Source organism: Streptomyces sp. NPDC043870, from assembly GCF_056435785.1.
Map to the genome: position 1 here is coordinate 97,382 of NZ_JBWKDT010000023.1, position 24,360 is coordinate 121,741.

At 71.4% G+C, this 24,360-nt stretch carries 20 protein-coding genes and 3 pseudogenes; 8 read left to right on the top strand and 15 right to left on the bottom strand.

Features of this window, described 5'->3' with window-relative positions:
• Nucleotides 1-52: 52 nt before the first annotated feature.
• Nucleotides 53-745 carry a hypothetical protein gene (locus tag AC0699_RS25520; RefSeq protein ID WP_478664326.1) on the top strand — a complete coding sequence of 231 codons (693 nt, stop codon included), beginning with the start codon at nt 53-55 and terminating at the stop codon, nt 743-745.
• A gap of 73 nt (nt 746-818) precedes the next feature.
• On the opposite strand, the gene AC0699_RS25525 is transcribed toward AC0699_RS25520, so the two are convergent.
• From AC0699_RS25525 to AC0699_RS25545, 5 genes and pseudogenes are all read right to left on the bottom strand, one after another.
• Complete coding sequence (locus AC0699_RS25525; protein ID WP_478664331.1) at nt 819-1,028, bottom strand: hypothetical protein; 210 nt, start codon at nt 1,026-1,028, stop codon at nt 819-821.
• Between the two features lie 30 nt (nt 1,029-1,058).
• Entirely contained in the window at nt 1,059-1,448 is a 390-nt protein-coding gene (locus tag AC0699_RS25530) for a hypothetical protein (RefSeq protein ID WP_478664434.1), read from the bottom strand.
• A pseudogene (locus AC0699_RS25535) lies at nt 1,445-1,624 on the bottom strand ((2Fe-2S)-binding protein); the annotation flags it as partial. The gene AC0699_RS25530 and the pseudogene AC0699_RS25535, both read right to left, overlap by 4 nt.
• Nucleotides 1,623-2,086: pseudogene (locus AC0699_RS25540) on the bottom strand (nitrite reductase); the annotation flags it as partial. The pseudogenes AC0699_RS25540 and AC0699_RS25535, both read right to left, overlap by 2 nt.
• A 2-nt stretch (nt 2,087-2,088) precedes the next feature.
• A pseudogene (locus tag AC0699_RS25545) lies at nt 2,089-2,766 on the bottom strand (MFS transporter); the annotation flags it as partial.
• A gap of 240 nt (nt 2,767-3,006) precedes the next feature.
• Here AC0699_RS25545 and AC0699_RS25550 point away from each other — a divergent pair.
• The 3 genes from AC0699_RS25550 (at nt 3,007) to AC0699_RS25560 (ending at nt 6,331) form a co-directional block, all read left to right on the top strand.
• Complete coding sequence (locus tag AC0699_RS25550) at nt 3,007-4,236, top strand: low temperature requirement protein A (RefSeq protein ID WP_478664334.1); 1,230 nt, start codon at nt 3,007-3,009, stop codon at nt 4,234-4,236.
• 67 nt (nt 4,237-4,303) lie between these two features.
• On the top strand, nt 4,304-5,413 hold the full coding sequence (locus AC0699_RS25555) for a P1 family peptidase (RefSeq protein ID WP_478664336.1): 1,110 nt from the start codon (nt 4,304-4,306) through the stop codon (nt 5,411-5,413).
• A 162-nt stretch (nt 5,414-5,575) separates the two neighbouring features.
• Complete coding sequence (locus AC0699_RS25560; RefSeq protein ID WP_478664338.1) at nt 5,576-6,331, top strand: DUF6227 family protein; 756 nt, start codon at nt 5,576-5,578, stop codon at nt 6,329-6,331.
• A 52-nt stretch (nt 6,332-6,383) separates the two neighbouring features.
• On the opposite strand, the gene AC0699_RS25565 is transcribed toward AC0699_RS25560, so the two are convergent.
• The 4 genes from AC0699_RS25565 to AC0699_RS25580 all read right to left on the bottom strand — a co-directional run bounded on the left by AC0699_RS25565 (nt 6,384) and on the right by AC0699_RS25580 (nt 12,057).
• Nucleotides 6,384-8,513: a PTS fructose transporter subunit IIABC gene (locus tag AC0699_RS25565; RefSeq protein ID WP_478664339.1), complete on the bottom strand. Its 2,130-nt coding sequence runs from the start codon at nt 8,511-8,513 to the stop codon at nt 6,384-6,386.
• Nucleotides 8,510-9,463 (bottom strand): 1-phosphofructokinase, encoded by a 954-nt coding sequence (pfkB, locus tag AC0699_RS25570; RefSeq protein ID WP_478664341.1) that lies wholly within the window; start codon nt 9,461-9,463, stop codon nt 8,510-8,512. Before pfkB ends, AC0699_RS25565 begins: the two co-directional genes overlap by 4 nt.
• Nucleotides 9,460-10,221 carry a DeoR/GlpR family DNA-binding transcription regulator gene (locus AC0699_RS25575; RefSeq protein WP_478664344.1) on the bottom strand — a complete coding sequence of 254 codons (762 nt, stop codon included), beginning with the start codon at nt 10,219-10,221 and terminating at the stop codon, nt 9,460-9,462. The genes pfkB and AC0699_RS25575 overlap by 4 nt, the downstream gene beginning before the upstream one ends.
• Before the next feature lie 267 nt (nt 10,222-10,488).
• Nucleotides 10,489-12,057, bottom strand: coding sequence for an MFS transporter (locus AC0699_RS25580; RefSeq protein ID WP_478664347.1), 1,569 nt, complete (start codon nt 12,055-12,057; stop codon nt 10,489-10,491).
• Nucleotides 12,058-12,120: 63 nt separating this feature from the next.
• Here AC0699_RS25580 and AC0699_RS25585 point away from each other — a divergent pair, with 63 nt between their 5' ends.
• Nucleotides 12,121-13,131 (top strand): helix-turn-helix transcriptional regulator, encoded by a 1,011-nt coding sequence (locus AC0699_RS25585; protein WP_478664349.1) that lies wholly within the window; start codon nt 12,121-12,123, stop codon nt 13,129-13,131.
• 76 nt (nt 13,132-13,207) lie between these two features.
• On the opposite strand, the gene AC0699_RS25590 is transcribed toward AC0699_RS25585, so the two are convergent.
• Nucleotides 13,208-14,227, bottom strand: a complete 1,020-nt coding sequence (locus tag AC0699_RS25590; RefSeq protein WP_478664351.1) for a sigma-70 family RNA polymerase sigma factor — start codon at nt 14,225-14,227, stop codon at nt 13,208-13,210.
• 149 nt (nt 14,228-14,376) lie between these two features.
• On the opposite strand from AC0699_RS25590, the gene AC0699_RS25595 reads away from it, so the two are divergent.
• Nucleotides 14,377-14,901, top strand: a complete 525-nt coding sequence (locus tag AC0699_RS25595; protein ID WP_478664354.1) for an N-acetyltransferase family protein — start codon at nt 14,377-14,379, stop codon at nt 14,899-14,901.
• A gap of 21 nt (nt 14,902-14,922) precedes the next feature.
• Here the strand turns inward: AC0699_RS25595 and AC0699_RS25600 are convergent, their stop codons facing one another.
• Both AC0699_RS25600 and AC0699_RS25605 read right to left on the bottom strand, forming a co-directional pair.
• A complete protein-coding gene (locus tag AC0699_RS25600) occupies nt 14,923-16,404 on the bottom strand; it encodes a hypothetical protein (RefSeq protein ID WP_478664437.1) in 1,482 nt (493 codons plus the stop codon).
• 409 nt (nt 16,405-16,813) lie between these two features.
• Nucleotides 16,814-17,572, bottom strand: a complete 759-nt coding sequence (locus tag AC0699_RS25605) for a dioxygenase family protein (protein ID WP_478664439.1) — start codon at nt 17,570-17,572, stop codon at nt 16,814-16,816.
• A 149-nt stretch (nt 17,573-17,721) separates the two neighbouring features.
• On the opposite strand from AC0699_RS25605, the gene AC0699_RS25610 reads away from it, so the two are divergent.
• Nucleotides 17,722-18,228, top strand: a complete 507-nt coding sequence (locus AC0699_RS25610) for a MarR family winged helix-turn-helix transcriptional regulator (protein WP_478664359.1) — start codon at nt 17,722-17,724, stop codon at nt 18,226-18,228.
• A gap of 339 nt (nt 18,229-18,567) precedes the next feature.
• Here the strand turns inward: AC0699_RS25610 and AC0699_RS25615 are convergent, their stop codons facing one another.
• On the bottom strand, nt 18,568-20,106 hold the full coding sequence (locus AC0699_RS25615) for an MFS transporter (RefSeq protein ID WP_478664363.1): 1,539 nt from the start codon (nt 20,104-20,106) through the stop codon (nt 18,568-18,570).
• A 212-nt stretch (nt 20,107-20,318) separates the two neighbouring features.
• Nucleotides 20,319-20,969: a TetR/AcrR family transcriptional regulator gene (locus tag AC0699_RS25620; RefSeq protein WP_478664366.1), complete on the bottom strand. Its 651-nt coding sequence runs from the start codon at nt 20,967-20,969 to the stop codon at nt 20,319-20,321.
• Nucleotides 20,970-21,255: 286 nt separating this feature from the next.
• On the opposite strand from AC0699_RS25620, the gene AC0699_RS25625 reads away from it, so the two are divergent.
• Entirely contained in the window at nt 21,256-22,524 is a 1,269-nt protein-coding gene (locus AC0699_RS25625) for a M6 family metalloprotease domain-containing protein (RefSeq protein ID WP_478664370.1), read from the top strand.
• 105 nt (nt 22,525-22,629) lie between these two features.
• Here the strand turns inward: AC0699_RS25625 and AC0699_RS25630 are convergent, their stop codons facing one another.
• The gene (locus AC0699_RS25630; protein WP_478664372.1) at nt 22,630-24,309 is read right to left on the bottom strand and encodes a class I adenylate-forming enzyme family protein; all 1,680 of its coding nucleotides are present in this window, start codon (nt 24,307-24,309) and stop codon (nt 22,630-22,632) included.
• Nucleotides 24,310-24,360 lie beyond the last annotated feature (51 nt).

Consider the following 24,360-nt stretch of genomic DNA (forward strand, 5'->3'; position numbering starts at 1 on the left):
GGTCACGACGATGCCGACGCTCTCTTCCTGCGGACATGCACTTTCCGGGCCGATGGCCCTTCCTGCGGCACCCGCCCCGGAGCCGCGCGGGGTGCCTGCGTTCGCCCCGCTGAGGGTGCGGGGCGGGCACCACTGGCAGCGGATGAGGCTGCGGCGCGTGATGCGGCGCAGGCGGCGCGCACTGGCGGCCGGGCTGGCCGTGTCGGCTGCGGCGCTGGCCGCATGGGGGCCGCGCGCCCCGGTCGACGCGGGGGCGCGGGATGAGCCGGGCGCGCTGCCCCGGCACGCCTCGGGGCCGGTGGACATCGTGTCCGCGCCGGTGCGTATCGCGGACGCGGAGACGGTCCGGTTGCTGGAGCCGGGCGACCGTGTGGACGTGATCGCGACCGCCGACTCCCCGATGGGCGCGGGCTCCGAGGCGCACATCGTCGCGACGGGCGCCCGGGTGGCAGAAGTTCCCGGGGCTCGCAGGAGTTCTCCGGACCTCGAGACGCCGGACGACACGGCTCCCCCGGAAGGAACGGCTTCCCGCGGCGGAGAGGCTTCCCGAGACCGAGGGGCTTTCCCGGACGGCCCGGCCTTCCCGGATCCCGGCAGCGAGGCTGTCCCGGACGGCGATGCTCTCGTGGACGGCGAGGCTTTCCCTGACGGAGGTGCGTTGATTGTGCTGTCGGTCCCCCGCCCCGTCGCGGCGGCACTGGCCGGCGCGGGAGCGACGTCCCGTCTGGCGGTGACGCTGTGCTGACACGCACGCGAGCGCGGGAACGCGCAGGAACCGGGCTGCGGAACGTCCTTGCCTCACGGGCGGGCGGTCGGAGTCAGAGGTGGTGCGGCGGCTTCTCGTCGAGGAAGCGCGCGAGATCCGCGGCGCTGTCGCCGCTGCTCGGAGGCCGCTCGCCCCACCCGCGGTCCGTATCGTCCGAGGACTGCTGGTCCAGCGGATCGTCGAAGATCAGCGCCGGCGTAGGAAACGGCTGCTGCCGGGGCTCCTCCGCATCGCGCGGTCCGGGGGTGGGGGCGGTGCTCATGCGTCAAGACTACGCCGGGGGCAGCAGGGGTCACCGGTCCTGCGGATCGACCAGCCAGAGGCCGAGGACCACCAGGAACGACAGCACGAGGAACCCAGCACCCCACCAGGCGGTACCGGTGTCCCCCTTCATCCACTCGTCGACGATGACGGTCAGCCCCCAGAGCTGGCCGACGACGACGGAGAGGACCAGGGCCAGGCGTGCGGTGAGCTTCGAGGAGCGTTCGGGTTCCTGCTCGGATCCGGCCCCCGGGCCCGGTCCGGTGTGCCGGACCCGCGGGTCGCCGTAGCCACTGGTGGGGCGGACCTGCGGATAGCGCTCGCGGACGGGCCGGTTCAGCCGGGGCTGGGCACTGCCGGGACGGTAAGGGGGCCGCGGCGGCGGCGCGGGGCTGCCGGGGGGCTGCTCAGGAGGGGTCATGTGTGGGTTGCCCTCTCCGCGGCGCCGGGAACTGCGCCCGGACAGCCGAGCCTGGCCGCCATGTCCGGGCGGTCCTTGAGGAGTTGCCGGCACAGGCCTTCCTGGAGGGTCTCGCCGGAGCGGGTGGTGCCGACCGCCCAGACGCTGCCGTCCACCTCCTCGATGACGATCACTTTCCATCATCGAAGTGCCGGCGGGCGGGAGTTCGGACTCGTCGATCCCCCAGATCTCGCAGATCTGCCGCCGGTGCTCGTCGTTCGTGATCGAGCGGCCACCTGGGAGGAGGTCGGACTTCTGGCCGTGTTCGCGGCCGCCTTGGCCGTTGCCCTGGCCGGTGATGGTGCGTATCCGGCACCGGGCTTGCCGATGTTGCCGGTGGCGACGCAGAGATTGATGACGGAGAGACAGTTCTCGACGCCCTGCGAGTGGTGCTCGATGCCCCGGGCGTGCCAGGCCATGGCCCTGGGGGCGCGGGCGAACACCCGGGCGACCTGGACGATCTGCCGCTCCGGGATGCCGCAGATCTCCGCGGCCCGCTCGGGGGGATACTCGGCGGCTTTCTCGCGGACCGCTTCCCAGCCGGTGGCATGCGCGGTGATGAAGCTTTCGTCGTCGAGTTCCTCACGGATCACGACGTGGCCTTCATCCGCCGCCACAGGAAGTACGTGGCGCCGGCGATGACGAGCACGGCGGCGAGGTCGAGGCCGTGGAACATGGCCCAGCCGAAGAAGCTGAGCGAGTCGAACCCGAGGACCTTGAGCCCCCAGATCCGCATCTCGTAGCCGGAGCCCGAGCCGGTGGACGAGGTGAAGGTGAACCAGCCCCAGGAGAGCGGGAAGGTGATCAGCGCGGCGAGGACACAGCCCCAGAAGATCAGCTGGTGGGCGGCCCAGCGGGCGTGGGAGCGGGCGCCGAGGAACTTCTGGAAGCCGAGACAGGTGGCGATCATCCTCGGCACCGCGGTGGGGGCCCTGCGGAAGTTGCCGGCCGAGAAGAAGCTGCGCCATCCCTGGCGGAAGAGCCGGCGGGCACCGGGAGAGGAGATCCAGACCGTGTAGCGGTAGGTGATGCCGAAGGCGAGGAAGACCGTGGCCACGGCGTACGGGAGGAGGGCGGAGTCGAAGTCCGTGAGGAGCCGGCTGCCGAAGACGATCGCGATGATCAGCACTACCGAGACGACGGCGCCGGCGAGCGAAGCGCGGCGGCGCACGACGCCAGGGGTCTCCTGGCGGCCGGAGGTCTCCCGCGGGCCGAGGGCCCCCGGGGGTGCGCCCGGTGCGGTGGGCGGTCCTTCCGGACTCTGTCGTGGCTCGGTCACGTCGCCACGCTAGGTGGTTTATGGGTGTTGGACCTGTTTTGGTGCTCAGGGGGGTGAGGACATCGCTCAGATGGCGTTCAGCGCGCGGCGCATGAAGACAGGCTCATCAAGACAGGGCTCGTGAAAGACAGGCGCGTGAAGACAGGCCCATGAGGACACGCCCGTCAGGACACGCCCATGAAGACAGACGAGAGTGCGCGTCTCGCCACGCCGCTCCGCTCGCTCTGGTGTGCTGGACGCATGACCTCCACTTCCGCATCCGCATCGGCCGCGGGCGGCGGCTCGGGGGCGGTGCGCCCCATGCGTGCACGCCGCCGCGACGAGGCGCACCGCGCCGCGACCCCGCTGGAACTCTTCTTCGACCTCTGCTTCGTCGTCGCCGTGTCGCAGGCAGGGATGCAACTGGTTCACGCCGTGGCCGGGAACCACGCCGCGGACGGCGTGATCAGCTACGTGATGGTGTTCTTCGCGATCTGGTGGGCCTGGATGAACTTCACCTGGTTCGCCTCCGCGTACGACACGGACGACGTCCCGTACCGGGTGGTGACGCTCGTCCAGATCGCCGGCGTGCTGATCCTCGCGGCCGGGATCTCCCGCGCCTTCCTCGACCAGGACTTCCTGGTCGTCTTCCTCGGCTACGTGGTCATGCGGCTCGCGCTGGTCACACAGTGGCTGAGGGCCGCGGCCTCGACGCGGGGCGCGGAGCGGGCGACGGCGCTGCGGTACGCCGTGGGGATCACCCTCTGCCAGATCGGCTGGCTGGGGCTGGTCGTATTCCCCGAGAACGTACGGGTGTGGGTGTTCCTGGTGATGGCGATCGCCGAGATGGCCGTACCGCCGATCGCCGAGCGCTCGCTGGCCACCAGTTGGCACGCCCACCACATCGCCGAGCGCTACGGCCTGTTCACCATCATCGTGCTCGGCGAGACGATCCTCGCTGCCACGATGGGCGTGCGTTCGGCGCTCGACGAGAGCGACGAGCTGGGGGCTCTCGCGCCGATCGCGGTGGGCGGGCTGCTGATCGTGTTCGCGGCCTGGTGGATCTACTTCGCCGTCCCCGCCCATGCCCGGCTGTCCTCCAACAGGGAGGCGTTCCTGTGGGGTTACGGCCACTACGTGATCTTCGCGTCCGCCGCAGCCATCGGCGCTGGCCTGGAGGTCGCGATCGAGACGGCGATCCACAAGTCCCAGATCTCGGTGACGGCCGCGGCGGCCGCGGTCACCCTGCCCACGGCGGCGTTCCTGCTCACCGTCTGGCTGCTGCACGCACGTCACTTCAAGCGCGGCATCCTGCAGCAACTGACCCTGCCCGTCTCGGCACTGGCGATCCTGGCCTGCACCTTCGCGGGTGAGTGGGCGGTGCTCGCGGCCGGTCTGGTCGCGGCGGCCACCGTCGCGGCCGGCGAAACGCTGGCGCATCGCGCGAGCCGCCCCCGGCCACCGGCCGTCACCGGTCCCCCGGCAGGGTGATCGATGCCACGGGCCGGCCCCGTCCGGGTCGGGTTCGCCGTCCCGGCACGCGTGATACCCAGGGTCCATGGCAGACAAGGCACCGAACGACGCACTGACCGACGTAGCCGGCCTCCGGGTCGGTCATGCCCGCCTGTCCGGGGAGGGCTCCCTCAGCGGCACCACCGTCGTCCTCGCACCCGAGGGCGGGGCGATCGCCGCGGTGGACGTACGGGGAGGCGGCCCCGGCACCCGGGAGACCGACGCGCTCGACCCCCGCAATCTGGTGCAGCGCGTCGAGGCGGTCGTCCTGACCGGCGGCAGCGCATTCGGCCTGGACTCCGCGTCCGGCGTGATGGCGTGGCTGGAGGAGCAGGGCCGCGGTGTCCGGGTGGGCCGCGAGCCCGGCCACGTCGTGCCGGTCGTCCCGGCCGCCTGTGTCTTCGATCTGGGCCGCGGCGGCGACTGGCGGGCCCGGCCGGACGCGGCGACCGGACGCGCGGCCGTGGAAGCGGCGGCGCGTACGGAGCCGGGCGCGCCGGTCGAGGAGGGCGGCGTCGGTGCCGGGACGGGCGCGGTGGTGGGCCGCATCAAGGGCGGCATCGGCACGGCGAGCACCGTACTGCCCGATGGGGCCACGATCGCCGCGCTGGTCGTCGCCAATGCGGCGGGCTCGGCGGTCGACCCGGCCACCGGCGTGCTGTACGGGCAGCACTTCACGGGCGAGCGTCCGGTCCCGCCCTCCCCCGAGGTCCACGCAGCGGCACTGCACCGACTCGCCGAGACCGCGGAGCTGGGCGGCCCGCCGCTGAACACCACGCTCGCCGTCGTCGCCACCGATGCCGAACTGACCCGCGCCCAGGCGCAGAAGCTCGCCGGGACGGCGCACGACGGCATCGCGCGCGCCGTGCGCCCGGTCCATCTCCTCAATGACGGCGACACCGTCTTCGCCCTCGCCACCTGCGCACGCCCCCTCGACAGCCATCCGCTCGCCCTCAACGCAGTCCTCGCGGCGGGCGCGGACGTCGTGACACGGGCCATCGTGCGCGCGGTGCTCGCGGCACGAAGCGTGGCGGGCCCGGGCGGCGCCTTCCCCTCGTACGGCGAGCTGTACGGACTCGGCACGGACAAAGCGCATGACAAGGCGCAGAGCAAGGCGCAGGGCAAGGCCCAGGGCACGAACCGGAGTGCGGACTGACCGACAGCGCAAGGGAGTTGTGAGGGCGCGCACGGGCGCGCGGAAACGCGGAAACTTTGTGCCCGCGCCGTTCGTTTTCCCGAACCCCGGACGCGATGTCCGAACCAGGGACTACGTTAAGCAGTCACCAAGTGACGTATGGCAACGGCCTGGAGAACCATCTTGAACGATCCGTGCGAGACAACCGAGACGCACCTCGAGCGCCTCCTGGGTCGGGCACTGAACTCCTTCGATCTTCCCGACACCATGGTCGACCGGCTCGAATCCGCGCTGACGCATGCCAGTTCACTGCACTCCTCGCACCACAGCGCTGCCCTGCACCGCACGACCTACCGGCACACGTATCTGCTGGCGGACGGCTCCACCCTCACCCTCTGGGAGCTGGTACACAACACCGGACGGGACGGTGTCCGGCAGCACGAGCTGTACACGGAGGAGGCGGAGGCGCGGCTCGCCGCGTCGCGGCTGCGCACCGCGTGTCAGGAGCGGCCGGGCGGGGCGGACGGCAGCGGCTTCGACGACGGTCTCGACGCCGATCTGGAGCTGCTCGGCAGGCTGCTGGCCCCTCCTCCGGCCGCCCCCGCGCACAGGTACGTCCCCGACGACTCCCCGGACCACGCCCGCCGGCTGCTGCGCCGCGCCGAGAACCCGGACCGGCCGGGCGATGTGACAGCCCGGCTGCTGCGGGCGGCGTTCGCGCACCACATCAGCCAGGCGTTCGGCCGGCAGTGCCTGGTCGACGGGCGGGACGCGGGGTTCACGCTCTACGAGCACGCGTTCCTGCTGCTCGACGGCACGGAGCTGAGCCTGTGGGAGGTGGAGCACACGGCCACACCCGACGGCCGCCATATGTGCGAGGTGTACGCCGACGAACGCACCGCGCGCGAAGCGATGGAGCTTCGCGCGCGGGTGCGCTGACGGACGGGCGCCCGGGGCGCGGACTCGGACCGCCGCAGGCCCGCGGCACGCCTCAGACCGCCGCGACCACCGTGGGCTTCTCGGCCGCGGCAGGGGCGGACCGAGCGGCCTCTGACGACTTGCGCATGCCCTTCAGCAGGATGACGAGACCCGCGCTGACCGTGGTGCCGGCGAGGATGGCGAGCAGGTAGAGGAACGGGTTGCCGATCAGCGGGACCACGAAGATGCCGCCGTGCGGGGCGCGCAGGGTGCAGTCGAAAGCCATCGACAAGGCGCCGGTGACCGCGCCGCCCACCATCACCGACGGGATGACCCGCAGCGGATCGGCCGCGGCGAACGGGATCGCGCCCTCCGTGATGAACGAAGCGCCCAGCACCCAGGCCGCCTTGCCGTTCTCCCGCTCGGCCTTGGTGAACAGCTTGCCGCGCACGGTCGTCGCCAGCGCCATCGCCAGCGGCGGCACCATGCCCGCGGCCATCACGGCCGCCATGACCTTGAGGGAGCCGTCGGTGGCGTTGGCGAGGCCGCCGACGGCGAAGGTGTAGGCGACCTTGTTGAGCGGGCCGCCCAGGTCGAAGCACATCATCAGGCCGAGGATCACGCCGAGGATGATCGCGTTGGCTCCGGTGAGGCCGTTCAGCCAGTTGGTGAGGGCCTGTTGGAGCGTGGCGAGCGGCTTGCCGATCACCAGGAACATCAGGAAGCCGACGACCACCGAGGAGACCAGCGGGATCACGACGACCGGCATGATGCCGCGCAGGACGTCGGGCACCTTGACCTTCTGGATCGCGAGGACGACGGCGCCCGCGAGCAGTCCGGCGGCCAGTCCGCCGAGGAAGCCCGCCTTGATGGTGATGGCGATCGCGCCGCCGACGAAGCCCGGGACGAGGCCGGGACGGTCGGCCATTCCGTACGCGATGTATCCGGCGAGGACCGGGATCAGGAAGCTGAACGCGAGCCCGCCGATCTGGAAGAGCAGCGCGGCCCAGCTGGTGTGGTCGCCCCAGACGAAGACGTCGGCCACGGACTTGGCACTCGCGATCTCGTAGCCGCCGATGGCGAAGCCGAGGGCGATGAGCAGGCCGCCTGCGGCGACGAACGGGATCATGTAACTGACGCCGGACATCAGCCACTTGCGGAGCTTGGTGCCATAGCCCTCGCCGGGCTCGCCGCCGCGCTCGACGGGACTGAGCTCCGCGGCGTCGGTCACCTCGCCGTGGGCGGCCTCGTCCCGGTGGGCGGCCTTGTCCTGTACCTCGGCGATGAGCTCGCCGGCCCGGCTGATCCCGGCCTTCACACCGACGTCCACGACGGGCTTTCCGGCGAACCGTTCCCTCTCCCGTACGGGAACGTCGTGCGCGAAGATCACCCCGTCCGCGCCCGCGATGACGGCGGGATCGAGCCGGGTGAACCCGGCGGACCCCTGGGTCTCGACGGCGACCTCGACACCGGCTTCCTGGCCGGCCCGTTCCAGAGCTTCCGCGGCCATGAAGGTGTGGGCGATACCGGTGGGGCAGGAGGTGACGGCGACGATCCGGAACCGTCCGGCCGCTCCCGCCGGCCCCCCGGGACCCCCAGTACCCACGAGACGCTCCTGAGCCTCCGCCGCCGGCCCCTCGCCCTCAACGGCCGCGGTGGCCGCCGCCGTTGCCGCCGCGTCCGCCACCTCGGTGGCCGCCGCCTCCGCCGCCTCGGTCGCCGCCGCCTCCGCCGCCTCGGTGGCCGCCGCCTCGGACGGCTCGATGTCGCCACGGACGAGCGCCGCGGCAGTGGTTGTCGAGGCCGTCGCGCGAAGAGCGGAGGTGAAGTCCGCGTCCATCAGGCGACGGGCGAGGGAGGAGAGGATCGTGAGGTGGGCGTCGTCGGCGCCGGCGGGCGCCGCTATCAGGAAGATGAGATCGGCGGGGCCGTCAGGGGCACCGAAGTCGACGGGGGTGGAGGGGCGGCCGAACGCCAGGGTGGGTTCGGAGACATGCGCGCTGCGGCAGTGGGGGATGCCGATGCCGCCGTCCAGGCCCGTCGGCATCTGGGCCTCGCGCGCGGCGACGTCGCCGAGAAAGCCGTCGAGGTCGGTGACGCGGCCGAGCGCGACCATGCGCTCGGCGAGCGAACGGGCCGCCTCTTCCTTCGTCGCGGCGGCCAGGTCGAGGTCGACCAGGTCCGCGGTGATCATGTCGCTCATCGCGGGCTCCCATGCTCCGTGAGTACGCGGTCCAGGGGGACGTCCGCGGTCACCAGGACCGCGGCGGGATCGAGGTCGGACGGCGTGGGCATCACGCTGCCCGGAAGTTGCACGGCGGCGGCGCCGTGGGCGACCGCGGCGACCAGGGCGGGCACGCCCTCGCCGCCCGCCGCCAGAAAGCCGGCCAGGGACGCGTCGCCGGCGCCGACGTTGCTCCGTACGGCGGCGACGGATGCGGCGCCGTAGAGGACACCCGTGCCGGAGACGAGCAGCTGCCCGTCCGCGCCCAGGCTGGCCAGCACCGTTCCCGCACCGAGCGAGCGGAGCTCCTCCGCGGCCTTCACGGCGTCGCCGACCGTGGCCAGCGGGCGGCCGACCGCCTCGGCGAGCTCATCGGCGTTCGGCTTGACGACATCGGGGCGGGCGGAGAGGGCGGCGAGCAGGGACGGACCGGACGTGTCGAGGGCGATCCGCGCGCCCGACTCATGGGCGAGGGCGACCAGCTCGGCGTACCAGGAGGGGGCCAGGCCGCGCGGCAGGCTGCCGCAGCAGGCGATCCAGGCCGCGGAGGAAGAGTGTGCGGAGACCGCCGCCAGCAGGGACCGTGATTCCGCGGGCGTCAGTCTCGGACCCGGCGCGTTGATCTTCGTCAGAGTGCCGTCCGGCTCCGCCAGCGCGATGTTGGAACGCGTCGCACCCTCGACCTCCACCGGGGCGACCTCGATCCCCTCGCCCGCGAGCAGCTCCGCGACGAGCGCGCCGGGCGCTCCGCCGAGCGGCAGGACGGCGACGGTACGGTGCCCGGCGGCCGCGACCGCCCGCGAGACGTTGACGCCCTTGCCGCCGGGGTCCATGCGTTCGCCGGCGGCCCGCAGCACTTCGCCGCGCTCCAGGGCCGGGACCTCGTAGGTCCGGTCCAGCGACGGGTTCGGCGTGACCGTGAGAATCATGTGCGTACTACTTCCGTCCCCACGGCCTCGATGGCCGCGGCGTCCTCGGGGCTGAGCCCGCTGTCGGTGATGAGGAGATCGACGTCGGACAGGCCTGCGAAGCGGGCGAAGTGCTCCTCGCCGTATTTGGCGGAGTCGGCGAGGAGCACCACGCGCCGCGCCGCCGAGACGACGGCGCGCTTGACGGCGGCCTCGGCGAGGTCGGGCGTGGTCAGCCCGCCGTCCACCGAGAAGCCGTTGGCCCCGAGGAAGACGACATCGGCGCGGATCTCCCCGTACGCCCGCAGCGCCCAGGCATCGACGGCGGCGCGCGTGCGCTGCCGGACCCGGCCGCCGACCAGATGCAGGTCGATGCCGGGGTGGTCGGCGAGCCGGGCGGCGACGGGCAGCGCGTGGGTGACGACCGTGAGCGAGCACTCCAGCGGGAAGGCCGCCGCCAGCCGCGCCACCGTGGAGCCGGCGTCGAGGATGACGCTGCCGTCCTCGGGCAGCTCGGCGAGCGCGGCCCGCGCGATGCGGTCCTTCTCATCGGCTGCGGTGGCCTCCCGCTCGGAGAGGTCCGGCTCGAAGTCGAGCCGCCCGGCCGGGATGGCTCCACCGTGCACGCGTCGGACGAGCCCGGCCCGGTCGAGCGCCTTGAGATCGCGCCGGATGGTCTCGGCGGTCACCTGGAACTCGTCGGCGAGAGACAGCACTTCGACCCGCCCGCCCTCACGGGCGAGCCGGAGGATCTGCTGCTGGCGCTCGGGAGCGTACATGTGGGTTTACGTCCATTCCATGCCCGAACCTGTGGCTTCACCGCCAGGCTACGCCCAGATTTGCGCAAAGTAAACAGACTCGGGCAACAGACGGACACATTCGGGCCTGACGCCACGCAGGGCACACGCACCGGTACAGTGCGCCCACCTCGCCCGGCACCGGGCACCCGGCACCTGGCGCGCGCCGGCGCGCGCCAGGGCCCGGGACACACGGCGGCCCGGCACCGGGGAACGTCCCCGGCACCGGGCCCTCGCCGCTGCGCACGCTCAGTGCGTCAGCGCCGGCTCCCGCTCGCCCTCCGGCAGCTCACTGTCCGGCGCCCCGGCCTCGCCGACGGCCGCTCCGCCCTCCAGGTGCTGCTTCGGCCGCGCCGGCAGCGCGAACATCACCACGAAGATCACCGCAAGCACCGCCACGACCCACCACAGCGAGCCCTGGAACGCGTCCGAGAACGCCGCACCGACCTCGCCCGGCGACGCCGGCCGCTTGTCGTCGATGACCCCGAAGAAGACCACCGAGACCAGGCCCAGCCCCAGCGCGTTGCCCATCTGCGTGGTGGTGTTGATCAGCCCGGACGCCGAACCGGCGTGCTCACGCGGGACATCGGACAGCACCGCGTCCGTCAGCGGAGCGACGATGAGCCCCATGCCGAGACCCATGATCACGAGCGGCGCGATCATCTGCCAGGAGTGGATCCCCGTGCCGTACCGCCCGGCCTCCCAGATATAGACCAGCAGCCCGGCCGCCATGGTCAGCGCACCCGCCTGCAGCACCTTCCGCCCGAAACGCGGCACCAGCTTCTGTACGGACATCCCGGCCGCGAGCGACACGGCGATGGAGAACGGCACACCGGTCAGACCCGCCTTGAGCGGGCTCCAGCCCAGGCCGACCTGCATGTACAGGGTCCAGACCAGGAAGAAGATGCCCATGACGACACCGAAGGTCAGCTGGACCGCGATACCTGCGGCGAAGCTCTTCACCTTGAACAGCGACAGCTCGACGAGCGGCGAGCCGTCCTTGCGCGTCTTCCGCTTCTCGTACGCCACGAACACGGCGAACACGAACGGGCTGCCCACCATGCACAGGTGGCCCCACAGAGGCCAGTCCAGCTCACGGCCGCGCGTGAGCGGGTAGATCAGCATCAGCAGGCCGAGCGTGGCGAGCGCGACGCCGACCAGGTCGAGGCGGAGTGCCTTCTCGGCACGCGACTCGGTGATGAACTTACGGCCGAGGAGGACGCCGGCGATTCCGACCGGCAGGTTGATCAGGAAGATCGGCCGCCACTCCAGACCGAACAGGTTCCACTGGGTCAGCAGCGCGCCGAGCAGCGGACCGGAAACGGCCCCGAGCCCGACGATCGCGCCGAACATGCCGAAGACCTTGCCGCGCTCGTGCGGAGGGAAGGTCACATGGATGATCGCGAGCACCTGCGGCACCATCATCGCGGCCATCGCGCCCTGCAGCAGTCGCGCGGTGACCAGCATCTCGACGCCGGAGGCGAAACCGCACAGCGCGGAGGCGAACGTAAAGCCCGTGATACCGATCAGGAACAGCCGCTTGCGGCCGAAGATGTCGCCGAGCCGGCCGCCCGTGATCAGGCCGGCGGCGAACGCCAGCGCGTAGCCGGCGGTGATCCACTGGATCGCGCCGAACGAAGCGCCGAGATCGCGCTCGATCGACGGGATCGCGATGTTGACGATGGTGACGTCGACCAGGTCCATGAAGGCGGCCGTCATCACGATGGCCAGGGCTATCCAGCGGCGCCGGTCGGCAGCGGCAGCGGAGTCGGGGGCGGAGACGGGGGCCGTATCCCGTACGGCGTCGTGGGAGCTCATGACGAGGAAGCTAATCGGGATATAGGTCAGCTGATGTCCTAGAAGATTGACAGTCTGGGACGTATGACAGACACCCCGGCACGACTGCTGAATCTGCTGTCCCTCCTCCAGACCCCGCGCGAGTGGCCGGGCAGCGAGCTTGCCGAGCGGCTCCAGGTCAGCCCGCGGACGATCCGCCGGGACATCGACCGGCTGCGCGATCTCGGCTATCCGGTCGAGGCGACGAGAGGTGCGGTCGGCGGGTACCGGCTGGTCGCGGGCGCGGCCATGCCGCCGCTGCTCCTCGACGACGAGGAGGCCGTCGCGATCGCGGTGGGGCTGCGGGCGGGCGCCGGCCATGCGATCGAGGGCGTCGACGAGGCATCCGTACGCGCCCTGGCGAAGCTGGAGCAGGTGCTGCCGTCGCGGCTGCGCCACCGGGTATCGACGCTCCAGAACGCGATGATCCCCTTCACCCGCGGCGACGGAGCGACCGTCGACCCGCACACGCTCACCGCCATCGCGGCGACGGTCACCGGCCGGGAGCAGCTGCGCTTCGGCTACCGCTCGGGCGACGGTACGGAGACGAAGCGGCTGGTCGAGCCGTACCGGCTGGTCTCGACGGGGCGGCGCTGGTACCTGGTCGCGTACGACAACGGGCGGGACGACTGGCGTACGTTCCGGGTGGACCGGGTCAGCGATCCCTTTGCGACGGGGGCCCGCTACACGCCGCGCGAGGTGCCGGCCGGCTGGGACGCCTCGAAACTGCTCTCCCACTCCATGTCCCGGAAACAGCCGGAGCACGCGCTGGACGTGACCTTCGAGGCGCCCGCGGAGTTCGTCGCCGCCCGCCTGCCGGACTACCTCGGCACCCCCGAGCAGACCGGCCCCGGCACCTGCCGGCTGCGCACCCGGTCACAGGACTCGCTGGAGTGGCTGGCCCTGCGACTGGCGCTGGTCGACTGCGAGTTCACGGTCCACGGCCCGCCGCCACTGTCCGACTACCTCACGGAGCTCGGTGCCCGGCTCACCCGGGCGGCGAGCTCACCCCGAGGGCGTGAGGACCGTGACGACCGTGACGACGTAACGACGTGACGACAAGGACCCCGACACCGGGGGGGAAGGGTGCCGGGGTCCGCTCGGGATGTGGGAGGCGAAGCCCCCCACCTCGCTACGCCGCCGCGTCGAAGCCCGTGTCCCGGGCCATCCGCTTCAGCTCCAGCAGCGCGTGCTTCTCGATCTGGCGTATGCGCTCGCGCGTCAGGCCGTGCTCCTTGCCGACCTCCGTCAGCGTGCGCTCACGGCCGTCCTCGATGCCGTACCGCATGCGGATGATCGACGCCGTACGGTGATCGAGCTTGTCGATCAGGTCGTCGAGCTCCTCGCTGCGCAGCAGTGTCATCACCGACTGCTCGGGCGACACCGCGGAGGTGTCCTCCAGCAGATCGCCGAACTGCGTCTCGCCCTCGTCGTCCACCGACATGTTGAGCGAGACCGGGTCGCGGGCCCAGTCCAGCACGTCGATGACCCGCTCCGGGGTGGAACCCAGCTCCTCGGCGACCTCGGCGGGCTCGGGCTCGCGCCCGTGCTCACGGTTGAACTCCCGCTGGACACGGCGGATCCGGCCCAGCTCCTCCACCAGGTGGACGGGCAGCCGGATCGTCCGGGACTGGTCGGCTATGGAGCGCGTGATGGCCTGGCGGATCCACCACGTCGCATACGTCGAGAACTTGAAGCCCTTCGCGTAGTCGAACTTCTCCACCGCCCGCACCAGGCCGGCGTTGCCCTCCTGGATCAGGTCCAGCAGCGGCAGACCGCTGCGCGGATAGCGCCGCGCGACAGCCACCACCAGGCGCAGGTTCGACTTGATGAAGATGTCCTTGGCGCGCTCGCCCTCGGCGACCAGGGCCTCGAGCTCCTCGCGCGTGGCACCGGCGCCGCCCTCGCCCGCCTCGGCGGCGGCTGATGTCACGGCGCCGTCGAGAATCTGCCGGGCATACACCCCGACTTCGATGGTCTGGGAGAGCTCGACCTCCTTGGCGGCGTCGAGCAGCGGTGTGCGCGCTATCTCGTCCAGATACATGCCGACCAGGTCGCGGTCGGCGATCTCCCCGCCCACGGCGCGAACACTGCTCGCCCCATCGGCCCCAGCGGAGGCGGACTGACGACGGGCGACGGCACGGGTTGCCATGCGTGCTCCCTTGCTGAGTAGGTCGCGACACCCTTACCGGGTGCCCTGCATCCGACGGAAACAACGACTGGAAACCGGACAGAATTCCCACGCGGTGCATGGATTTTTGTGATCTTGCAGTACCCTGTGCCGCCGCGACAGGAGGACGGATGCTGCCGGAGCACACGGAGGTGCAGGTCAGGGCGGGCTCGGAGGTCGATCTCCCGGCCCTGACGGAGCTCTACAACCACTACGTGCGGCACACGGCCGTCACCTTCGACACCGCCGTGTTCACCCCCGAGCAACGCCTCCCCTGGCTGCGCTCCCACCCTGAAGACGGCCCGCACCGCCTTCTGGTTGCTCAGGATGTCCGTTCCGGCCGAATCCTCGGTTACGCAACCAGCAGCGCCTTCCGCCCGAAGGCCGCGTACTCGACGTCCGTGGAGGTCAGCGTCTACTGCGCGCCCGACGCCGGGCGCCGCGGGACCGGTACGCTCCTCTACGAGGCGCTGTTCGAGGCCCTCGCGGACGAGGACCTGCATCGCGCCTACGCGGGGATCGCCCTGCCGAACGAGGCCTCGGTGAGGCTGCACGAGCGCTTCGGCTTCCGCCACATCGGCACCTACGAAGAGGTCGGGCGGAAGTTCGGCGAGTACTGGGACGTGGCCTGGTACGAGAAGGAACTGAACGCGTAGCCGGACCGGTCGGCCGCCCGGTCAGTCCACCACCTTGTACAGCATCTGGCCGTTTCCCCACCCCACCAGACGCAGCGCCGGGTCGTCCGCGGGCAGACCGCCCTCGTTGCTCGACCGCAGCACCCACTCGGCGTGGTAGCGGTGCAGGATGCCGAGCCGGTCCTCGCGTGATGTGTCGTGGGCGAAGTAGCGCTCAACGGCGGCATGCCGTTCCTCCTGGTCCGGCAGGAAGATGTCGTCGAAGCCGGGGGCGACGGTGTAGATGCCGTACGCCGGAAGCATCAGACTGGTGCGGTGCTCCGTCATGACGGTGTCGCCGCGCTTCACATGGTGGGTCACCCACTCGCGGCCCTCCCAGGACGGCCAGGCCTTGGCCCGTACGGTCTCGGGCAGCGCCTCGCCGACGAAGACGTAGCCGAGGGCGGTGGACTGGGTCCATGCCCCGAACAGCAGCGCGACGCCCGTGACCGCCGCGAGAGCGTTGCGGACGGCCTTGCTCCCGGCGTCCGCGATCGCGAGGGCGATGGCCAGCTGCGCGGGGATGATCGCCGCGGGCAGCGCCCTGCCCCACGACCAGTGGCCGGTGAGACCTCCGGCCGCGACCATCAGCGCACCCAGGGCGAAGAGGATCACCAGCGGGTCGCGCTTGTCCCGGCGCCACCGGAACAACAGGGCTACGACCCCGATCAGGGCGAGGCCGAAGCGCGCGAACATGTCCTCGTACAGCGGCTGGTGGATGTCCTCCAGCCCCTCGAAGCCGAACAGCGAGAAGTACGAGTAGTACGGCCACACGGCGAGCACCACGACGCCGAGCACGAGGCCCGCCCCCAGTCGCAGGCAGGTCGCCTTGGCGGGCCACGGCCGCCGGGCGAGCAGCACTGCCAGCGCCCCGAAGGTCGCGACGACTCCCGAGAACTGGTGGCTGAGCATGATCACTGCCCACATCAGACCGAGCCCCAGGAAGGCCGGCCAGGACGCCTCCGTGCGCAGCGCCTTGGTGAGCAGCGCCCAGAAGTGGAAGGAGAGCGCGACAACGAAGGTGCTCGGGTACGAGATGACCAGCGCCAGCGAGCCGAGCTCCAGGAAACCGCTCCAGGCCAGCAGCGGCGGGCCCCAGAGCAGCAGCAGGCAGAGCACGGCCAGGGGAGGCGCGGCCCGGCGGGCGCTGAGCGTCCTGGTGAAGTGCGCGATGCCGGTGAGCAGCAGAGGGAGCGTGATCAGGGCTGCGAACCGCAGCATCGCGAAGGTGTCGGCTCCGGTCGCCTTGGCCACCAGGGCGAGCAGCACGGTCCAGGGCGAGTAGTACGGGCTGTCGGTGTCGGCGTCGACCTGCGGGCTGCCCGGATGGAACAGATCGCTGCGCAGCCGGTCGATCGTCGCGGCGTGGAGGCCGAGGTCACCGTTCCACGGCAGTCGCTGGATCAGCAGCAGAAGGAGGACGGTCAGCAGCAGCACCGCGGACCACACGGCAGCTCGCACTGCGGCATCGGCGTTCCAGCGGATGGGTTCGGCTTCCGGGGGGCGGACGGGAGCCTGGCGGGGATTGGGGAGGTCGTAGGAGCGCTCTCGCCACCCCACGGCGGACGGCACCGCCCGTGACGCGGACGCGGCATCGGCTTTGGGAGTGGGGTTCACGCGTGTCTGCCCTTCACCGGATTCAGATGTTTCGTCAGCTTGATCCGGGTTTTATCAGGCATTCGGCCCTCTCCCGGCCCTGCGGGAGACGTGTCGCGGCAGGCCACCACCGTCCGCGTGACCCTGTTCGGGTCCAGGTCCTGTCCGGGCGATCTCGTCGCGCGATCTTGCCGGGCTCCGGCCTGATCCAGAAGATCCGGCCCGATCCAGAAGGCCGGGCATGATCCAGAACACCGGGCCTGATCCGGAACACCGGGCCTGATCCGGAAAGCAGTCCCTAGCCGAACTGAACCGACCGCTTCGCCAGCCCCATCCAGAAACCGTCGATGACACTGCGGCCGCTCGACAGGTCCCCCTCGGAAGCCCCGAGCGTCACGAAGAGCGGCGCGAAGTGCTCGGTTCGGGGGTGCGCCAGCTTCCCCGCCGGCGCCTTGCGCTCGAAGTCCAGCAGCGCGTCCACGTCGGCGGCGGCGAGCGCCCGCTGCCCCCAGTCGTCGAACTCGGCCGACCAGCCGGGCACACCGCCCGCGTGCCGCAGAGCCGCCAGATTGTGCGTGAAGAACCCGCTGCCCACGATCAGCACCCCCTCGTCGCGCAGCGGAGCCAGCTTGCGCCCGATCTCCATCAGCCGCTGCGGGTCGAGCGTCGGCATGGAGACCTGGAGTACGGGAATGTCGGCGCCGGGGAACATCTCGACGAGCGGGACGTACGCGCCGTGGTCGAGGCCGCGGTCCGGGATGTCCTGCACGGGCGTACCGGCGCCGCGCAGCAGCTTCCGTACCGAGTCGGCCAGTGCGGGGGCGCCGGGGGCCTCGTACCGCACCTGGTAGTAGTGCTCGGGAAAGCCCCAGAAGTCGTACACGAGCGGGACCGTCCCGGTGGCGCCGAGGGCGAGCGGGGCCTCCTCCCAGTGGGCGGAGATCATCAGGATCGCCCTGGGCCTGGGCAGCGACGCCGACCAGGCGGCGAGCTGGCCGGGCCAGACCGGGTCGTCGGCGAGCGGCGGGGCGCCGTGCGAGAGATAGAGGGCGGGCATCCGCTCCGCGGTGGCGCCGGCGGTGCCGGTCGCGTCCGGAGTGTTCACGGGAGCCTCCCGGGCCATCAAGCTTGAACCTTCAAGTTCCTGTCCGCATCAGCCTATGCAGATCTAGTTAAACTTTCAAGAATGGGTCGTACAGTGGATGCATGAACACGGCACCGAACGCGGGCGAACCCCGCTGGCTCACCGTCGAGGAACAGCACGTGTGGCGCTCCTACCTCCACGCCACCACGCTCCTCGAGGACAGCCTCGACCGCCAGCTCCAGCGGGACGCAGGTATGTCGCACATCTACTACGGCCTGCTCGTCCAGCTCGCCGAGGCACCGCGTCGCCGGCTGCGCATGACCGAGCTCGCCAAGGACGCCAAGATCACCCGGTCCCGGCTCTCGCACGCGATCGCCCGCCTGGAGAAGAACGGCTGGGTACGCCGTGAGGACTGCCCCTCCGACAAGCGGGGGCAGAACGCGTACCTGACGGACGAGGGACTCGACGTCCTGCGGAAGGCCGCGCCCGGCCATGTCGCGGCCGTACGGCAGGCGATCTTCGACCGGCTCACTCCGGAACAGGTGCGCCAGCTGGGCGAGATCACCCGCATCATGACCGAGGGGCTCCAGCCGCAGGGCACCGGCGCGGACCTCCCCTGGCTGCGCTAGGCCGTGTTCGAGAACTCCCGCCTGGCACGCGACGCCTGGCACGCACTCCCCCGTAGCCCTTCGGGCACGGGAGGTGCCCCCACGCTGAGTTGTCGGAGTCATCCAAGTACGTCCAGTACGAGGATGATCTCCCCCAGCTACCGCTGGGAGGTGCCCCCACCGCCTTGCGATTGCACGCACCAGACGCCGCGAGCCCCGCCCTGCGGGCGGACGGCGCTAGTTCTCAAACACGGCCTAGGACAGTCCCTGGGAGAATCGGGGGCTTCGCCCCGCCCCCCGCATGACCGGACAGGGGTCCGAGGGCGACGCCCCGGACCCCTGTCTCGGTGCGCGACTGTCTCAGTGCGCGACGACCGGGATCTTCACCTCGTCCTCGACACCCTCCCCGGAGGACGCCACGGCCGTGGAGCCGGGCCGTCCGGAGTTGATGAAGGTGAACGCGATCGCGGCGGACACCGCCAGGATGCCGACGGCCCACCAGATGGCGCTGGAGTAGCCGTGCACCATGCCCTGCAGCTGGAGCAGCTCCTGGGCCTCGGGGCTCGTCGCGGCCGCCGCGTGCGAGGTGATGTACGACGTGGTCGCGGACGCCGCGATGGTGTTCAGCAGGGCCGTGCCGATTGCGCCGCCGACCTGCTGCGAGGTGTTCACCATCGCGGAGGCGACACCCGCGTCCCGGGCCTCGACCCCGTACGTGGAGAGCGACATGGCCGGCATGAAGGCCGTACCCATGCCGAGGCCGAGCAGCAGTTGCGCCGGCAGGATCAGGCCGGCGTACGAGGATCCGACCTCCAGCTGCGTCAGAAGCAGCATGCCGACCGCGGCGACCAGGAAGCCCGGGCCCATGAGCAGCCGCGGCGGGACACGGGTCATCAGCCGGGCGCCGATCTGCGTGGAGCCCGTGATCATGCCCGCGATCATCGGCAGGAAGGCGAAGCCCGTCTTGACCGGCGAGAAGCCCTTCACGACCTGCAGGTAGTAGGTGAGGAAGAGGAAGAGGCCGAACATCGCGATGATGGCGAGACCGAGCGAGAGGTAGACACCGCCGCGGTTGCGCTCGGTCAGGACGCGCAGCGGCAGCAGCGGCGACTTCACCCGGGCCTCGACCGCGACGAAGGCGGCGAGCAGCACGGCGGAGGCGACGAACAGGCCGATCGTCGTCACGTCCGACCAGCCGTCGGACTCGGCGCGCGTGAAGCCGTAGACCAGCGCCACCAGACCGAGGGTGGACAGGATGACGCCGGGGATGTCGAGCGGCGAGCGGTTACGGCCGCCGGCCGGCTCGCGGATGACGAAGTACGCGCCCGCCGCGGCGACGATCGCGAAGGGGATGTTGACGTAGAACGTCCAGCGCCAGTCCAGGTATTCGGTCAGGAAGCCACCGAGGATCAGACCGACCGCGCCGCCACCGCCGGCGATCGCACCGTAGATGCCGAAGGCCTTGGCCCGCTCCTTGGCGTCGGTGAACATCACCGCGAGCAGCGACAGGGCGGCCGGGGCGAGCAGCGCGCCGAAGGCACCCTGCAGGGCGCGCGACCCGAGCAGCATGGCCTCGCCGGTCGCGGCGCCGCCGAGCGCGGACGCGGCGGCGAAGCCGAGCAGACCGACGACGAAGGTGCGCTTGCGGCCCCACAGGTCGGCGATGCGTCCGCCGAACAGCAGCAGTCCGCCGAAGGCGAGGGCGTAGGCGGTGATGACCCACTGGCGGTTGCCGTCCGAGATCCCCAGGTCCTGTTGGGCGGAGGGCAGCGCGATGTTCACGATCGTCGCGTCGAGCACGACCATGAGCTGGGCCAGGGCTATGAAGACGAGCGCTTTCCAGCGACTCGGATCGGGGCGGACGGCGTCCGGGAGGTGAGTCTCGGCCGTTTTTGACATGGGGGAAGCCACCTAAGGGTGCGAAGTGGTTAAAAAAGGTCGTCAGAGGGGGCGAACTGTCGCCAGTACGGCGCCGGCTGTCGCCAGCCGGCGGTGAACTGTCTGAGTACGGGGTCGGCTGTCGTCAGCCGGGGGTGGGATGTCGTCAGTGCGGGGCGGGCCGAGGAGGTCGCGTACGACGGGTCACGGCGCGCGCCGGGCCGGCGCCCGGGTCAGGGCTTGCTTCGCAGGTCCTCCAAGGTCACGGCCGCGCCCGGGAGTTCGGAGCGCGCGGGCGCTTCGAGTCCGTCGAGGAACAACTGCAGATGGCGGTGGGTGAACTGGTCGAACTCCGGGCAACCGGTGCCCGGCAGCGGCCGGGTGAGCTGGGAGAGCGCCACCATCAGGTCTCCGACGGCGATGTCCGTACGGAGCCGGCCCGCGGCCTGTGCGCGCCGGACGAGACCCTGGACGGCCCCTTCGAGCCGGTCGCGCTCGGCGAGCAGTTCGGGGTGGTCCCGGTCGAAGCCGCCGGACAGCATCGGGCACAGGGCGCCGATCCGCTCGTCGGCGGCGGCGTGGGTGAAGCGGCTCAGCGCGGCGAAGGGGTCCGCCTCCTCGGCGACCGCCTCCTCCGCCCGGTCCGTGGTGCGGCGCATGACGGAGAGGACGACCTCGTGGACGAGGGCGGCCCGGTCCGCGAAGTTCCGGTAGAGGGTCGCGTTGCCGACGCCGGCGCGGCGGGCGACCTCGTCGAGCGGCACTTCGGGGCCGAACTCGACGAACATCTCGCGGGCCGCCGTCACGATCCGCTCCCGGTTGCGCAGCGCGTCGGCCCGCGGCCGGGATGCGCGGCGCACCGCGGTGTCGGTGGCGGAGTTCACGGCTCCACTCCCTCTCTGGCTCTCTGGTCATGTCGAGTCACAACACCCCCGCATAACCGGGGACCTCGTCCCCGGTTCGTGGGGACACCCATGCAAACGGGGAGTCACTCCCCGGATATTTCCCGGTCCGGAAAAGAATCCATGTGACCTGGGTCATACTCGCCTGTCCGCCGTGTCGCACGATCGGCTCACCCGGCGCGCGCCCTCCCACCGCCCGAATCAGGCTGATCGAACGGAGCGCAGCGCGGGACCGGCCGGCTGCCGCGGACCCGAAGGCGGACGACGCATGCAGCACACCCGCCGCCGGATACGCAGACCGGGCGTGCTCGGCGCTGCAGCGGTGCTCTCCCTCGCCGCGCTGACCTCGGCGAGCTCGACCCTCCCAGGTCCTTCGCGCGCCCAGGCCGGACCGGTGGCCACGGCCGACGAGTCGGCGCTCGGCCCGTGCCGTATCGCCTCCACCATGGGCGTCCAGATGTCGGAGGGCGTACCGACGCCGCCCGGCTACGCACGCTCCAAAGGCGAGGTCCGCGCGCTCAACCTGATGATCGACTTCCCGGACGCGGAGGGGGCGGGCACCGCCCTGGACCGCTTCGGGGAGTTCTTCCCGCAGACCGAGCAGTGGTACGCCACCAGTTCGTACGGGCGTCTCGTCTACCGTCCCGAGGTCCCGCTCCCGCACTGGCTGCGGATGCCCATGCCGTTCGCCGCGTACGGGATAGAGCGCGGAGCACCGTACGAGCCTGGCTACCGCCAGCTCGTGCAGGACATCGTGGCCGCCACCGACCACCAGGTGGACTTCAGCGCGTACGACCTGGTCAACATCCTGGTCACGCCGAACGCGGGTCCTTCGGCGCTGGACACCGTGCTGTCCGTGACCTTCTCCGGCAACCCGGACGCACCCTACGCGGACGGGGTGGCGCTGGGGAACACCTCGTTCATCTACAGCCGTCAGGACGACGGCTCGGGTACCTACTCCGAGACGGGCTACCGGGTGCTGCCCCATGAGAACGGCCATGTCTTCGGCCTGCCCGATCTCTACACCTCGGAGGGCGGCGGCGCGGTCGGCCACTGGGACATCATGTCCGAGGACTGGGGCGCCAACAACGATCTGCTCGGCTGGCACAAATGGAAGCTGGGCTGGCTCGACAACAACCAGGTCGGCTGCGCCTCCGAGCCCGGCAGCAGCGAGTACGAGCTGACCCCGCTGGCCACCAGGGGCGGCCGCAAACTGGTCTTCGTCCCGTTCGCCGCCGACTCCGGCTACGCCGTGGAGGTCCGCACCCGGGCGGGCAACGACGAGGCCGTCTGCGAGCCGGGGGTCCTCGTCTACCGCGTCGAGACGGACATCGACACCGGTCAGGGGCCGGTGTCGGTCGTCGACAGCGACAAGGACAGCGGCGGCTGCACCCGGCGGCCCAATGTGCACGCCGAACTGTCGGACGCCCCGTACCGGCCGGGCGAGTCGTTCACCGACCGCAGCAACAAGATCCGGATCACGGTGCTGTCGGAGAGCGCGAAGGGCACCTACCGGGTGCGCGTCACCCGTTCCTGACCTGCCCGGCCAGCTGCTCCCGGGCTGCCGGGTCAGCCGTTCCGGGCTGCTGCTCGATCAGCCGTTCCGGGCGGTTGCTCGGTCAGCCGTTCCCGGGTTGCCGGGTCAGCCCTTGCCGAGCCGCTCCGCGAGCGGCCCGCGCAGCTCCCGCTTGAGGATCTTCCCGGTGGGATTGCGGGGCAGGGACTCGTCCCCCACGACGACATGCGCCGGCACCTTGAACGCGGCCAGGGTCCTGCCGACGTGCGCCCGCAGTTCACCGGCGGTGACCGTGGCGCCCGGCCGGCGCTGGACCACTGCGGCGACCTCCTCCCCGAGGACGGGGTGCGGAACGCCCAGGACGGCGGCGTCGGCCACGTCCGGATGGTCGTGCAGGGCGGCCTCGACCTCGACGCAGTACACGTTCTCGCCGCCGCGGACGACCATGTCCTTGAGCCGGTCGACGATCGAGACCCGGCCGTCCCGCACGGTCGCGACGTCGCCGGTCCTGAACCAGCCGTCCGGCGTGAACGCCTTACGCGTCGCGTCCTCGTCGCCCCAGTACCCGCGCACCAGGGACTGCCCGCGCAGCCACAGCTCACCGGCCTCGCCCTCCGGCAGTGCCTCGCCGTCCGGCCCGGCGATCCGCACCTCGGTGGCCGGGGTGGGCCGCCCGGCACTGTCCGGGAACTGCCGGTACTCGGCACCGAAGTTGGCCGTCACTCCCCCGCTGGTCTCGGTCAGCCCGTAGCCGTTGCGGGGCTCGATCCGCTGCCCGTAGCGGGCGGTGAGCCGCGCGACGAGACCGGGCGGCGCGGCGGCCCCGCCCGTGTTGAGGTGCGTGAGGGTCTCCAGCGCGGCATCTTCGCGTTCCGCGGCGTCCAGCAGCTGGAGCGCGGTCGTGGGCACACCGGAGTAGTGCGTGACGCCGTGCTTCCCGATCAGCGCGAGCGCCCGGCCGGCGTCCCACTTGCGCATGAGGACGAGCGTCCCGCCGACGGCCATCACCGAGTACAGCGTGGTGAAGGCCGCCACATGGAAGAAGGGGAAGGTCATGAGGCTCACCGGCGCGGGCCCCTGCCCGGGGAGGACGCCCCGCGCGAGCGCGGAGGCCGCCGCGGTGTAGCGGGGGTTCATCGCGGCCCCGGCCTGGGCGAGCTGGGTGGCGACGGCGCCCTTGGGCCGGCCGGTGGTCCCGGAGGTGTAGATGATCGTGGCGTCGTCCTCGGCGCGCACCTCCACGTCCGGCGGCGCGGCGGCAGGGTCGGGGGCAGGGAGGTCCTCGTAGCGCTCCACGCCCTCACCGGCCGGCCCGTCGTGGTGGAAGACGACGACGGGCACCCGCCCGCGCGCCCACTTCTCCACCCTCGGCAGCCGCTCCCCGTCGACGAGCAGCACGCCGGGCGTGCAGTCGTCGAGGGCGTACGCGAACTCCTCCTCGGTCCACCAGGCGTTCAGCGGCACGGCCACCAGACCGGCCAGCTGCGCCGCCCAGAAGGCGATCTGCCATTCGGGGTGGTTGCGCATCGCCACGACGGCCCGGTCGCCGGGCCGCAGCCCGTACACCTCGACGAGCCGTCCTGCCAGCGACGAAGCGGCCGCGAAGAACTCCCCGTACGTGTACGTCCCGCTCTCCGCCACCAGGAACGGCCGGTCCCCGAACGCCCAGGTGGCCTCGACGAACTCGCGCAGCGTGCGCGGTCCGGACACGTACACCCCGTCCACGGCGGCGAAGGGCGCCCCGGGCGCGGTGAGGAGACCCGCGTAGTCCTGGACGAGACCTGCGGAGTCCTGGGGGTGCGGCACGTTCGGTTCCCTCCCTAAGCGCTTGCTCAGCAGGGGCCGACGCTATGTTCC